The 12907-nt window shown below is 70.1% G+C and carries 12 protein-coding genes; 7 read left to right on the plus strand and 5 right to left on the minus strand.

The window, feature by feature from the left end; all coding sequences use genetic code 11:
• From HR086_RS12275 to HR086_RS12290, 4 genes are all read right to left on the minus strand, one after another.
• A partial coding sequence (locus HR086_RS12275; RefSeq protein WP_217441774.1) for a hypothetical protein occupies positions 1-571 on the minus strand: 571 nt, incomplete at its 3' end.
• 116 nt (positions 572-687) lie between these two features.
• The gene (locus HR086_RS12280) at positions 688-1518 is read right to left on the minus strand and encodes a dienelactone hydrolase family protein (RefSeq protein WP_174460619.1); all 831 of its coding nucleotides are present in this window, start codon (positions 1516-1518) and stop codon (positions 688-690) included.
• Between the two features lie 112 nt (positions 1519-1630).
• Entirely contained in the window at positions 1631-2416 is a 786-nt protein-coding gene (locus HR086_RS12285) for an FKBP-type peptidyl-prolyl cis-trans isomerase (RefSeq protein ID WP_141645450.1), read from the minus strand.
• A gap of 190 nt (positions 2417-2606) precedes the next feature.
• Positions 2607-3557, minus strand: coding sequence for a DUF3445 domain-containing protein (locus tag HR086_RS12290; protein WP_174465701.1), 951 nt, complete (start codon positions 3555-3557; stop codon positions 2607-2609).
• Positions 3558-3765: 208 nt separating this feature from the next.
• Here HR086_RS12290 and HR086_RS12295 point away from each other — a divergent pair, with 208 nt between their 5' ends.
• From HR086_RS12295 to HR086_RS12325, 7 genes are all read left to right on the plus strand, one after another.
• Positions 3766-5298 carry a parallel beta-helix domain-containing protein gene (locus HR086_RS12295; RefSeq protein WP_174465702.1) on the plus strand — a complete coding sequence of 511 codons (1533 nt, stop codon included), beginning with the start codon at positions 3766-3768 and terminating at the stop codon, positions 5296-5298.
• A 25-nt stretch (positions 5299-5323) separates the two neighbouring features.
• A complete protein-coding gene (locus tag HR086_RS12300) occupies positions 5324-6604 on the plus strand; it encodes an SO2930 family diheme c-type cytochrome (RefSeq protein WP_174465703.1) in 1281 nt (426 codons plus the stop codon).
• A gap of 124 nt (positions 6605-6728) precedes the next feature.
• Positions 6729-7775 carry an ABC transporter substrate-binding protein gene (locus tag HR086_RS12305; protein WP_174465704.1) on the plus strand — a complete coding sequence of 349 codons (1047 nt, stop codon included), beginning with the start codon at positions 6729-6731 and terminating at the stop codon, positions 7773-7775.
• Positions 7772-9433, plus strand: a complete 1662-nt coding sequence (locus HR086_RS12310) for an iron ABC transporter permease (protein ID WP_174465705.1) — start codon at positions 7772-7774, stop codon at positions 9431-9433. The genes HR086_RS12305 and HR086_RS12310 overlap by 4 nt, the downstream gene beginning before the upstream one ends.
• A complete protein-coding gene (locus HR086_RS12315; RefSeq protein ID WP_174453785.1) occupies positions 9433-10467 on the plus strand; it encodes an ABC transporter ATP-binding protein in 1035 nt (344 codons plus the stop codon). The genes HR086_RS12310 and HR086_RS12315 overlap by 1 nt, the downstream gene beginning before the upstream one ends.
• Before the next feature lie 106 nt (positions 10468-10573).
• Positions 10574-10987 (plus strand): hypothetical protein, encoded by a 414-nt coding sequence (locus HR086_RS12320; RefSeq protein ID WP_174465706.1) that lies wholly within the window; start codon positions 10574-10576, stop codon positions 10985-10987.
• A gap of 21 nt (positions 10988-11008) precedes the next feature.
• Positions 11009-11428: a VOC family protein gene (locus HR086_RS12325; protein ID WP_141645442.1), complete on the plus strand. Its 420-nt coding sequence runs from the start codon at positions 11009-11011 to the stop codon at positions 11426-11428.
• 68 nt (positions 11429-11496) lie between these two features.
• On the opposite strand, the gene HR086_RS12330 is transcribed toward HR086_RS12325, so the two are convergent.
• Positions 11497-12819, minus strand: a complete 1323-nt coding sequence (locus HR086_RS12330) for an amidohydrolase family protein (RefSeq protein ID WP_174465707.1) — start codon at positions 12817-12819, stop codon at positions 11497-11499.
• Positions 12820-12907: the final 88 nt, after the last annotated feature.

Raw genomic sequence — 12907 nt, forward strand, 5'->3', positions numbered from 1 at the left:
CCCGCACCCCGGACTCCCACGGCTGACTGTCCCCCGTGGAGCGCCCCGTGCCCCGCGCATCGAACGTGAGCACCGCGAGCCCCTGCTCGACGAGGAACGTCGGATAGGGCTCCAGCGACTCGCGCGTGCCCTGCCCCGCCTCGTGCAACAGCACCACCGCGTGACGAGGCGGCCCTCCCGCCGGCAACCACAGCGTCGCGGACAAGGTGACGTCGCCGCTGCGCAACGAGAGCTCCTCGGTGCGCACCGGCACGGGCTCCAGCACGAGCGCCCCGGCGGCCACTCCGCTCAACGTCAACGTCGGCGCGCGCCACACGGCCAGCGCCGCGGGCCGGCTGCCCTCCAGCGACCACAACCCCTCGCCCCGAGGCTCCAGCCGCCAACGCCGCCGCGAGGCGAAGTCCATCAAGAAGGCAGACGACGCGTCCCGGCCCACCCGCACCAGGCCCCCATCGGGACGCCGCCACGCTCCCGCGAACGGCGGAGGCGCGTCAGCCACCACGGGCGACGCCGCCAGCGCCACGCTCCCGGAGAGCAGCAGCCCCAGGCCCACCACGACACTCACACCCATCCTCGACAACCGCACCTCCCGAAGCCGTGCTCCTGTTCAAGCCGACCTGGAGCCCAGGAGCAACCTCGCGTCACGCTCCCGCGAACACATGTGGACCGCTGGACATCCGCGCCCTGTCAGCGCCGCAGGTGGTGCTCGAAGAACATCGACGTCTCCGCCCAGGCCATCGCCGCCGCGCGCTCGTCGTAGCGCTGGCCGGACGGGTTGGCGAACGCATGCTCCCCTTCCAGCTCGACGATGCGGTGGCGCACCCCCGCCGCGTTCAACGCCTCCCGGAACTCTTGCACCGTCTCGGGCGGAATCGACGCGTCCTTCGTCCCGAAGATGCCCAGGAGGGGCGCCCGGATGGCCGCCAGCTCCTGAGGGTCCGTCACCGGGTTGCCATAGTAGATGACCGCCGCGTCCAGCTCCGGAATCGCCATGGCCGCATGCAGCGACCAGCTCCCACCGAAGCACCAGCCCAGGCTCCCCGTGCGAGTCGCGCGCACCCGCGAGTCCGCCTGGAGGAACACGTGCGCCGCCTTCAGCACCTGCATCCCACGCGCCGGGTCCACCGCCTTGAGCAGCGCGAGCGCCTCATCCGACGTGGTGGCCACCTTGCCGCCATACAGGTCCACCGCCAGCGCCGCGTAGCCGTTGGCCGCCAGCCGATCCGCCCAGTGTCGGATGTGAGGATTCAGGCCCCACCACTCGTGGATGAGCAGCACGGCGGGCAGCGGCGCCTTCGCGTCGGGCGGCAGGCTCAGGTACGCCTTCGTCCCGGCCACCTCCACCTCCTGGCCCAGGAGCTCCGGCGGCGCGTCACCGCGCAGGGTGTGCATCGCCTTGAACTCAGCCTCGGAGACCGCGCCCGTGGACGACGGCTCGCGCAGCACCTCGTGGGGCCTGCCCCGCGTGCAACCTCCCACCATCAACAACGCGCCCAACAGCAGCAGGTGACGGTGCATCGAGTTCCTCCCTCGGCGTGTGGCGCTCCGAGCGCCCCAAACGAAGAGGGCTGGCAAGGGATTCCCCTGGCCAGCCCTCCTCTCTCCCGCTCCGAGTGGAGCAGGGAGGTGACTACTTCTTCTGCGCGGCCGACGGAGGCGTCGCGGGAGCACCCGGCGCACCCGGCGCGCCAGCAGCAGGCGCCTCGGGGGGCTTGACGATCTCCAGCAGCTCCACCTCGAACACCAGGGCCGAACCACCCGGGATGTTCGGGGGCGCGCCGCGGTCGCCGTAGGCGATGTCGGACGGGCACACCAGCTTGGCCTTGCCGCCGACCTTCATCTTCTGCACGCCCTCCGTCCAGCACTTGATGACGCCCTGGAGCGGGAACTGCGTGGGCTCGCCCCGCTTGTAGGAGCTGTCGAACTCCGTGCCGTTGGGCAGCGTGCCCTTGTAGTGGACCTTCACGATGTCCGTGGCCTTCGGGGAATCACCCGTGCCCGCGGTCAGCTCCTTGTAGACGAGACCCGACTCGGTCTTCGTCGCGCCGGACTCCTTCGACGCCTCGTCCAGGAACTTCTTGGAGTTCTCCTTCTCCTTCTCCGCCTTCTGGGTGCTGCGCGCGCGCGCCAGCTCCTGCAGCTTCGGCCCGTACGTCTCCAGCTCCACCGCGGGCTTCTCGCCCTTGACCTGCGCGGTGAGGCCCGCCTTGACGTACTCCAACTCCTCCGGAGTCATCTCGAACACGCTGATGCTCTTGCCGATGGACAGGCCGAGCGCGTACAGCGTCTTCTGGTCCTCGCTCTGCGGGGTGGCCGCCGCGCCCGGCGTCGTCGCCGTGGCACTGCCATCCTTCGCACCCTGAGGCTGGCACGCCGCCACGCTCAGCATCATCGCAACCAGACACATCTTCCGCATGTGTTTGCCCTTCCTTGGCTTGCAGCGGCAGCGAACCCGCTGCCAGTCACAGTTCCGGAGGGGCGACTTACTACAGAAACGCGCGTTCATCTGCTCGCCGGCACCACCTGGACGCTCAACAGCGCCAGACTTTGGCCTTCATTCCATCTGGGTGGGATATTTCTCCACCCGACGTCTTCGTCGCCCGGACTCAGGGTGACTCGGACGGACCTGCATCCGAGGGGGGCGCCTCCAGGTACGCCAGCAGGGGCTCGCGCAGGGGGCCCAGGCGTTTGTAGCCGCTCATGTCATCGGGGACGGTGCGCAGCACCTGGGCCAGGCGGCGGCGGCGCTCGGGCGTGGGCACCTCGCCGGCGACGGGTGCCAGGTACGTGTGGATGGTGAAGAGGACGGCGCCGGACTCCGGGAGGCGGCTGAGCGTCTGGCGCTCCAGGCGCAGGAAGCAGCGCTCACCGGCGTTCTGGGGGGTGAGGCCGTCGAAGAGGTGCAGCCACTCCGCCCGCGCGTGGGGCTCCATGCACAGCCGGTCCGTGACGGTGAGGGCCCAGTTGCAGCGCGTGACGGTGCGCCCCGGCTTGAGGCCCTCCATCAACCGCAGCGTGGCGGCGCCCACCTGCTCGGCGAAGCGCGGCACCGGTGCGTGGACCTCCAACAACGGCCGGCCCAGCTTCTGGTCCAGGCACCACCCGGAAGGAAAACAGAGCTGGCCGGCGACCAGCGGAAAACCCTCACGCGCGCCGTCGAGCACCAGCAGATCCTCCTGCACCTGCCGGCCCACCCAGTCCAGCGGCGCCAGGGGCAGGCTTTCCGCGTCTCCCGGCACGAAGCGGGAATCCGTGCCGAGCAGCGCGTTGCGCCAGTGCCAGCGTCCACCCTCGCCTTCGAGCCGCGTGAAGTGAGCGGGCGACTCGTCCGCCATGCGCGTCAGTAAAAGCCTCAAAACCTCCCATTGAAGCGGCTCCGTTCCTGGCAATGCCTGGAATCGCGCGCGGAAATCCTCGCGCAGCAGCGACGCCTTCAACGCCAGCTCAGCCGCATAATGCGGTGCGTCTATCTCGATGAGTGTTTCACCTGCCCGCAGGGCGCGTACTCCAAGTGCCGTCGCATAGGTGTCCTGCTCGAAGGGGAAGTAGGGCAGCACGAGGGACGCATCTCCTGACCCGCGAAAATACAGGCTCCATTCCATTGCACATCGCACCGCGTCACGAAACCCAGGCGTGGAGGAATTCCTCACCGAACGCTTGAGGTCGGGCGGCGCGGAGACGAGTATTCGCGCATCCCTCGCCGCGCTTCTCAGCATCGCACTCATGTGAGTCGAAGAGGCGCGCCTTTCCGCAGGAGGAAACCTGATGAACCGTCTGCCGCTTTCGCGCGTGTCACGTGCCGTGCTCGTCGCCACGCTGGGTCTGCTCGCCATTCCCGCATGCTCGGATGATGACGATGACCGGACGTTCGCGAGCGCCAACCCGGACCCGGGCCCCGGTGTGCCGGACTCGGGCACGCCGGATTCGGGGACCCCGGACTCCGGGACTCCTGACTCAGGTACCGTGTGGCCCGCCGAGTTCTCATGTACCGACGCCCAGCGGACGACGGTGACCTTCAATCCGGGTCAGGAGCAGGCGCTGCAGAACGAGGTCAATGAGCTCAAGCCCTGCACCACGATTCAGCTGGGCGCGGGCACGTTCCGCTTCGACAACGCGGTGACCATCCGCCAGGACGGCATCACCATCGTCGGCGCGGGCCGGGGCGCGCAGGGTGAGGCCACCGGTGGCACCGCCAGCACCGTGCTGGACTTCTCCAACGCCGCCTCCAACACCAACGGCATGGACGTGATTGGCAAGCTGTTCACCGTGCGCGACCTGGCGCTGTGGAACGCGAAGAAGGACGCGCTGCGCGTGGAGAACTCCGCCAACGTGTTCATCCAGCGCATCCGCACCGAGTGGGCGCAGGAGAACAACCCGGACAACGGCAAGTACGGCATCTACCCGGTGAAGTCGCGCTACGTGCTCGTCGAGGACAGCGAGGCGTACAACGCCGCCGACGCCGGCATCTACGTGGGCCAGACGCGCTACACCATCGTCCGCCGCAACATCGCGAAGAAGAACGTGGCGGGCATCGAAATCGAGAACACGAAGTACGCCTATGTGGAGGGCAACACGGCCATCGACAACACCACGGGTCTGGTGGTGTTCGACCTGCCGGGCAACCCCATCAAGGGCACCGACATCCTCATCACCAAGAACATCATCACCGGCAACAACCGCCCCAACTTCGCGTCGGTGACGACCAGCAGCAGCACGGTGTCGCAGGTGCCGGCGGGCACGGGTACGTTCATCCTGGCGTCGCGCCGGGTGGAGTTCGTGGGCAACACGTGGGGTGACAACGAGACGGTGGACATCGCGGTGCTCAGCGGCCTGTCCATCGAGCCCAACCCCGTCCTGTGGGCGGCGGCCTTCTACAACTTCGCCAGCGCGGACGTGAGCATCCACGACAACACCTTCACGGGTGGCAGCGGCGGCAACATCGACCATGGCGCGCCGAGCATGACGCTCCGCCCGCTGGGCTTCCTGATGTCCAACCTCTACGCCTACGGCAAGGCCGTGCACGGCGTGGAGCGGGTGGAGCACGTGCTGTGGGACGGCATCGACCCGTATCCGCGCAACGAGACCATCGCCAACGGCGTCAACATCTGCTTCGTCAACAACACGCTGCCGGCGTCCTCGAAGGAGTCCGTGGTGGACCTGGACCTGATGGCCGTGACGGCGAAGCTCACCGCGACGACGCCCGACCCGACGGGTGCCTGGGCGGAGACGCGCCGCTACAACCAGGGCGTGGCGCCGTTCAACTGCTCGGGCTTCAGCCCCGCGCTGGCGCTTCCCTGAGCAGCGGTTCAAGGACTGACTCGCCATGCGCGCGCCGTACATGACTCGCCTGGGCCTCGCCGCGGTGCTGTTCGCCGTGGCGGTGGCCGCCTGCTCGGGTGGAAACGATGACCCACCGGGCGGCGACAACCCGCCTGACTCGGGGAACCACGACAGCGGCACCCCGGATGCGGGTGACTCTGGCACTCCGTCCACACCCGACGCGGGGCCGGACGCTGGACCGGATGCCGGTGAACCCGACGCCGGAGTGGATGCGGGGACGGACGCGGGCACTCCCGATGCGGGGCTGCCCGAGGGCACCGTCACCATCCCCAACAAGCTGTCGGAGCTGGGGCTGTTCACCGGGAGCCCGGCGACCAGCGACTTCCAGCCCGTGGCGGGCAACATCCCCTACGAGCTGACCACGCCGCTGTTCTCCGACTACTCGCTGAAGTCCCGCACGCTGTACGTGCCCGCGGGCAAGGCGGCGGTGTACTCGGCGTCGGACGTGTTGGATTTGCCGGTGGGGACCATCATCACCAAGACGTTCGCGTTCCCCGCCGACTTCCGGGAGCCGGACAAGAACGTGCGCCCCCTGGAGACGCGCATCCTGGTGCGGCAGCCGGGCGGCTGGGAGGCGTATCCCTACGTCTGGAATGACGCGCTGACGGAGGCGGACAAGGCCGTGGGCGGCAAGGTGTTCAAGAACTTCGAGTTCATCGACGCCCAGGGCGTGGCGAAGAGGTTCGACTACCTGGTGCCCCAGCGCAACCAGTGCCAGAAGTGCCACCACGTGGTGGACGAGCAGGACAACCAGCAGCTGCTGCCCATCGGCGTGAAGGCCCGGTATCTCAACCGGGACCATGTCTACGACGGACAGACGCTCAACCAGCTCCAGCACCTGGCGGACCTCGGGAAGCTGACGGGGTTGCCTCCCGCCATCCAGATTCCTCGCGCGCCGGACGCCTTCAACACGGCGGAGGCGAGCCTGGAGATTCGCGCGCGCACCTACCTGGATATCAACTGCGCGCACTGCCACAACCCGAAGGCGCAGCCCGGCATCACCAGCCGGCTGTTCCTGGACATCAAGACGACGGACGAGTTCAGCCTGGGCCACTGCAAGCGGCCGGGCTCCGCGGGCAACGGCGTGGGCGGTGAGTTCGACATCGTCCCCGGAGACCACTCCACGTCCATCCTCTGGTACCGCATGAACACCGAGGAGTCGGGAAAGATGATGCCGGAGATTGGCCGCGCCCTGCGCCACGACGCGGGCTCGCAGCTCATCGCCGACTGGATTGACGCCATGACGCCCCGCACCTGCAAGTAGGGCGACACGCGTGTCGACTGACAGCCCCCTTCGTGCCTTCCGGGCGCGGAGGGGGCTTTCCTTTTGAAGAGGCGTCCGCGAGGGACGGCGACTTTCGGCGGGGGTGCCGCATAATCCCGGGCGAATGTCCCTTCCCACCCTGGCCCGAACGGCCGGCCTCCTCCTCGCGCTGGCCGTGTTCGCCTCGTGTCGCATCGAGTCCGCCGCGCCCTCGTCCGGCGCCACCCTCTCCCACGAGGGCGCCCCGTCCGGCGAGGTCTGGGTCTACACGTCCATGTACCAGCACGTGCTGGACGCGCTGGAGCCGCTGCTGAAGAAGAAGCTCCCCGGCGTCACGGTGCGCTGGTACCAGGCCGGCAGCGAGAAGGTGGCCAGCCGGGTGGAGGCCGAGCGCGCCGCCGGCGCCGTGCGCGCCGACATCCTCTCCGCGTCGGACCCGTTCTTCGTCGAACGGCTGGCACGCTCCGGCGCCTTCCTGCCCTATGCCTCCCCGCATGTGCTGCGCGTCCCACGCTCGCTGCTGGATTTGGACGCCCGCCATGCCTCCATCCGCGTGTCCACCATGGTGCTGGTGCACCGCGAGGACTCCCCTCCTCCGCCCACGTCCTTCGCGGCGCTGGTGGACGGGACGTGGACGGGGCGGGTGGCCATCGGCGACCCGCTCACGTCGGGCACGGCCTTCACCTGGGCGGTGTTCTGTCAGTCGAAGTATGGCGATGGGTACTTCACCGGCCTGCGCGAGCGCGGCGCCATCGTCGCGGGCGGCAACGCGGCGGTGCTCCAGAAGGTGGAGAGCGGCGAGGCGGACGCGGGCGTGCTGCTGCTGGAGAACGCGCTCACGGCCCGCTCACGCGGCAGTCGGATTCGCGTGGTCTGGCCCTCCGACGGCGCCGTCACCATCCCCGGGCCGGTGGCCCTCTTCGCGACGACGCCCAACCCCGTGGCCGCGAAGGCGGTGGTGGACGTGCTCCTGTCTCCCGAGGGCCAGCGCCTCATCGTCGAGAAGGGTGACATGCACGCGGTGGATCCACGCCTCCCGGGCCCCGGCGGCGAGCCCGGCGTGGACACCCTGCTGACACGCACGCAGCCGTGGACACCCGCGCTGACGGAAGAGGGCCTCACGCGCGGTGGCGTCATCAAGGAAGCCTTCAGCCGGGCCTTCTCGAAATGAGCCCCCCGGCGCGGTGGCTCGGGCTGTTCGCGTGGCTTGTGCCCCTGGTCCTCTTCGCGGTGGGCCCGGTGGTGCTGCTGCTCGCGCGCGGCGCGGGAGCCCCGGGAACGCTCGGCTGGGATTGGTTGGCCTCGGAGGCGGGCGCGCTGGGCAACACGCTGGCCATCTCCGGCGGGGCGGCGGTGCTCGCACTGGTCCTGGGCACGCCCCTGTCGCTGTTGCTGTTCCGCACGGACCTGCCGCTGCGCGGCGCCTTCACCGTCCTCTTCACCCTGCCCTCGGCGATTCCCGCGTTCATCTGGGGCATGGGTTGGCTGTCATTGGCCAGTCCGCGCGCGGGCTATCTCAACCGGCTGCTGGGTGAGGGCACGCTCGACATCCACGGCCCGGTGGGCATCGCCTTCGTGGAGGGCCTGTCCGGACTGCCGCTGGTGCTGCTGGCGGGCGCGGCGGCCTTGCGACGCGTGGACCCCGCGTTGGAGGAGGCCGCGCGCGTGTGCGGCGCCTCGCCCGCGCGGGCCCTGCTGACGACGACGGTGCCGCTGGTGCTCCCCTCGCTCCTGTCCGGCGCGGTGATGGTGTTCCTGATGGCGGCGTCGTCGTTCGGCGTGCCGTACCTGCTGGGGGTGTCCGCGTCTCCGCCCACGCGCGTGCTCACCACGCGCATCTACGAACTCGTGCTGCTCGGGGACGAGGGCCTGGGCCGGGCCTCCGCGCTCGCGCTCGCGCTGCTCTTGCTCACTCCGCTGTCCCTGCTGGCGACGTGGGCCCTGGGCCGCTCGGGCCGCGTGCGGCTGAGCACGGGCAAGGGCCTGGCCTCGCGTCCCCTGTCCCTGGGCCGCGCGCGCACCGGGGCCACCGTGGGGGTCGCGAGCACGTGCGCGCTGCTCGTGTTGCTGCCGCTCGCCGCCATCCTGCTCACCTCGCTCCAGCGCAGCTTCGGGGCGAGGCTTGCGTGGGAGGAGCTCACGCTCGCGCACTGGTCCGGCGTCCTGCTGGAGCCGCGCACCCTGCGCGCCACGGGGCTCAGCCTGCTGCTCGCGACGGGAGCGGGCGCGCTGGTGTGTGGGCTGGGGCTCGCCGCGGCCCTGCTCCAGCGGGCCTTCCGCCGACTCGGCGCGGGCGTGGAGGCCGTCGCCGTATGGCCCTATGCGGTGCCCGGCACGGTGCTGGCCCTGGCGCTGCTGCTCGCCTTCTCGCGGGACTGGCGCTTCATTCTCGTGGACAAGGTGGCCTTCGTGCTCGCGCTGGCGCACACGCCGTGGCTGCTGCTCATCGCCTATGCGGCGAAGTACCTGGCGCTGGGGACGCGCAACAGCGCGGAGGCGCTGGCCCAGTTGGACCCGTCCCTGACGGAGGCGGCGCGCATCAGCGGAGCGGGGCCGCTGAGGGCCTTCGTCGACGTGCCCCTGCCGCTCCTGCGGCCCGCGCTCACGGTGGCCTTCATCCTGGCCTTCCTCTCGTGCGCGACGGAAATCACCATGTCCGTGTTGCTGGTGCCCGCGGGCTCGGAGGTGCTGGGCAAGCTGCTGTTCGACCTGCAGAGCTACGCGGACCCCGCCGCGGCGGCGGTGCTGGCCTGCGCCTTCGTCGCGCTGGTGGTGCTGGGACAAGCGGTGCTCGCGCTGGTGGCCCGGCGCGCGGCGGAGGCGCGGTGATGGCGGCGATTTCGTTGGAAGGGTTGTTCAAGTCCTACGGCGCCACGCCCGTGGTGCGCGGCCTGAGCCTGGAGGTCCGTGAGGGCGAGCTCGTCTCGCTGCTGGGCCCTTCCGGCTGCGGCAAGACGACGACGCTGCGGATGCTCGCGGGCCTGGAGCACCCCGACACGGGCGTCATCCGCATTGGCGGGGAGATGGTGGCGGGGCCGGGCGTGCGCGTGCCGCCCGAGCGGCGCGGACTGGGCATGGTGTTCCAGGGCTACGCCGTCTGGCCGCACCGCTCGGTGGAAGAGAACGTGGCCTATCCGCTGACGCTGCGTCGCATGTCGAAGACGGAGGTCGCCGCGAAGGTGCGCGAGGCCCTGCGTTGGGTCCGCCTGGAGGCGCTGGCGACTCGAAGGCCCCACGAGCTGTCGGGCGGACAGCTTCAGCGCGTGGCCCTGGCGCGCGCCCTGGTGGCCAGCCCCCGCGTGCTGCTGCTGGACGAGCCGCTCTCCAACCTGGACGCGGCGCTGCGTGAGGAGCTGCGCGCGGAGCTGGCGGCCCTGCGCGCGCGGCTGGGCACCACGCTCGTCTTCGTCACGCATGACCAGGGCGAGGCGCTCGCGCTGTCGGACCGCATCGCGGTGATGAACCAGGGCGTGCTGGAGCAGGTGGACGCGCCCGAGACGCTGTATCGCGAGCCGGCCACGCCCTTCGTCGCGGGCTTCGTCGGCGGAGCGAACGTCCTCACCGGCGAGGTGCGCGAGGGCGCCTTCCACACCGCGCGGAGCGGCACGGTGTTCCAACTGCCCGCCGACACCTCAGCACCCCCGGGCCCCGCGACCCTGGTCGTGCGGCCCGAGGACCTGGCGCTCGGTGAACAGGGCACCCCTCTGCCCCTCTCCGCGCGCCTGTTCCTCGGACACGCCGCCGAGTACCGCTTCCCCGTCGACGGCACCCTGCTGCGCGTGGTGGCCCCACCACTTGAAGTGCGCCCGGGTCAGACACTCAAAGTCCAACTCCGCAAGGCGCGCCTGTTCTCCGTCGGCTGAGATTTCGAGAGTCTTCGGAGGAGTCGCCCTGGATGATTCCGGACTCGTTGATTGAAAAACGAGGCTCCGACAACAATCCCGTGTCCCCCCGGTATTCGGAGTCACCTTGCCCCGTCACATCACCCTGCTCGCGCTCCTCGTGCTGTCCCTCGGCCTCTCCGCCTGCACCGAGGACGACGTCTGTACGGAGATTTCCACCTGCGGCTCGTGCGCGAGTGAGTACGTCGCCAATGCCTGCAAGTGGTGCCCGTCCGACAGCACCTGCTCCGCGTATGGTGAGAACAGCTCGTGCTCGTACTCGGAGCTGAAGGACGACGCGGACGAGTGTGGCGGCACGTCGGGCTCGTGCACCAGTCCGTACTCGGGGCCGGCGGCGGACCCTCAGTCCTCCGCGTTCTGCCAGGCCGCGTACCACTACGGCTGCCAGGGCAACACGTTGAAGCGCAACGACAACTGCCGCGTGTACGCCCAGTTCGAATCAGACAATCCGGGCATGCCTTCCTGCCCCTACTGCCCCTGAGCCGATAGGTTCGAGGAATCCATGAGCGACGAAAACCCGAGCATCCTCTCTCACGTCTCCGTCGGAACGAATGACTTCGCCCGCGCGGTGGCCTTCTACGACCAGGTGCTCGCCACGCTGGGCTGTCGTCGGGTGCTCGACTTCCCCAACGCCGTGGCCTACGGCAAGCAGTTCCCGGAGTTCTGGGTGCAGATGCCCCTCGACGGACAGCGCGCCACCGTCGGCAACGGCACGCACTTCGGCTTCATCGCCACCTCGAAGCAGATGGTGCACGCCTTCCACGCGGCCGCGCTCGCGGCGGGAGCCACCGACGAGGGCGCCCCCGGGCCGCGCCCGCTCTACGGCGAGCCCTACTACGGCTGCTTCGTGAGGGACCCGGACGGCCACAAGGTGGAGGCGTCCTTCTGGGATGCCTCGCTGGGCGACGCGCACGGCGCCTGAAGCAGCCCCCCACCCACGAGGGGCGCGGGCCCGTGCGAGGAGGACTCGTCGGGCCCGCGGGGGTTCGTTCAGCGGGCGGCGGAGGGCACCGCGGGCTCGGCGTCATGGCGGTAGATGACGCCCTCCTTCATCACGAAGAACACGGCCTCCGTCTTCCGGATGTCCTGGAGCGGATTGCCCGGCACCGCCACCACGTCCGCCAGCTTCCCCGGCTCCAGCGTGCCCAGCGTGGCGGACACGCCCAGGAGCTCCGCCGCGTGCACCGTCGCCGCGCGCAGGGCCTCGGCCGGCGCCATGCCCGCTTCCACCAGCAGCGCGAACTCGCCCGCGTTGCGCCCATGCTCGAAGACCCCCGCGTCCGTGCCGAAAGCGATGCGCACGCCCCGCGCAATCGCCTTGCGCAGCGACTGCTTGCGCGCCTCGTCCACCGCGCGCACCTTGCGGATGTTGTCCTCCGGCAGGCGGCCCTGGTCCGCGCGCTCCTTCACGCCCTGGAAGGCCATGGCGGTGGGCACGAACCAGGTGCCCTTGCGCTTCATCAAGTCGAGCGCCTCGTCATCCAGCAGCGAGCCGTGCTCGATGGAGTCCACGCCGGCGCGGATGGCCCGCTTGGCGCCCTCCGCGCCGTGGGCATGCGCCGCCACCTTGCGCTTGCGCGCGTGCGCCTCATCCACAATCGCATCCAACTCCGCCTGCGTGAGCTGCGGCGAGTCCACATCCGAGTTGAGGCTCAGCACGCCGCCCGTCGCGCACACCTTGATGAGGTCCGCGCCGTACTTGAGCGTGTCGCGCACCTTCGCGCGCAGCGCCTCCGGCCCGTCCGCCACGCCCGCGCCCGTCTCGTCCGCCAGCACGCCCTTGCGCCAGGAGTTGCCCTCGTCGCAGTGGCCACCCGTGGTGCCCAGCCCCGCCGTGGCCGTCAGCATGCGCGGCCCCACCACCGTGCCTCGGCGGATGGAGTTGCGCAGCCCCACGTCGATGAAGTCTCCGGCGCCCAGGTTGCGCACGGTGGTGAAGCCCGCCATCAGCGTCGCGCGCACGCGCGGCAGGGACTCCAGCGTCTGCTCCGGAATGGTCCGCTGGAGCGAGTCGATGACGTCCTGCCTCCAGTCCTCGCCCGGCTCGCCCGTCAGGTGCGTGTGCGAGTCCATGAAACCGGGCAGCAACGTGGCATCCCCCAGCTCCACCACGCGCGCGCCCTCCGGCGCCTTCGCGCCCGCGCCCACCGCCGCCACCTTGCCGTTCGTCACCACCACCACGCCCGGCGTGACGAGCCTCCCCGTCTTCGCGTCGAACAGGCGCGCGGCCTTGAGCACGTAGGCCCGGGGCGGCTCGGCCGCGGAGGAAGGGAGTCCCAACAGCAGGCAGGCCACGAGGAGCGCACGTCTCATGGGGCCCATTGCCCTCCGCTCCCCCCACCCGAGTCAAGCGCCCGGGTGCATTCCCACCGTGAGCGCACCGCGCGCTCACGGAAGAAGC

This window comes from Myxococcus sp. CA039A (assembly GCF_013336645.1).
GTDB lineage: Bacteria > Myxococcota > Myxococcia > Myxococcales > Myxococcaceae > Myxococcus > Myxococcus llanfairpwllgwyngyllgogerychwyrndrobwllllantysiliogogogochensis.

Excerpts from the sequence above, each read along its gene's own strand:
- HR086_RS12280 (WP_174460619.1), bottom strand. The coding sequence starts at position 1,518 with ATGCACCGTCACCTGCTGCTGTTGGGCGCGTTGTTGATGGTGGGAGGT.
- HR086_RS12285 (WP_141645450.1), bottom strand. The coding sequence starts at position 2,416 with ATGCGGAAGATGTGTCTGGTTGCGATGATGCTGAGCGTGGCGGCGTGC.
- HR086_RS12295 (WP_174465702.1), top strand. The coding sequence starts at position 3,766 with ATGAACCGTCTGCCGCTTTCGCGCGTGTCACGTGCCGTGCTCGTCGCC.
- HR086_RS12300 (WP_174465703.1), top strand. The coding sequence starts at position 5,324 with ATGCGCGCGCCGTACATGACTCGCCTGGGCCTCGCCGCGGTGCTGTTC.
- HR086_RS12305 (WP_174465704.1), top strand. The coding sequence starts at position 6,729 with ATGTCCCTTCCCACCCTGGCCCGAACGGCCGGCCTCCTCCTCGCGCTG.
- HR086_RS12310 (WP_174465705.1), top strand. The coding sequence starts at position 7,772 with ATGAGCCCCCCGGCGCGGTGGCTCGGGCTGTTCGCGTGGCTTGTGCCC.
- HR086_RS12315 (WP_174453785.1), top strand. The coding sequence starts at position 9,433 with ATGGCGGCGATTTCGTTGGAAGGGTTGTTCAAGTCCTACGGCGCCACG.
- HR086_RS12325 (WP_141645442.1), top strand. The coding sequence starts at position 11,009 with ATGAGCGACGAAAACCCGAGCATCCTCTCTCACGTCTCCGTCGGAACG.
- HR086_RS12330 (WP_174465707.1), bottom strand. The coding sequence starts at position 12,819 with ATGAGACGTGCGCTCCTCGTGGCCTGCCTGCTGTTGGGACTCCCTTCC.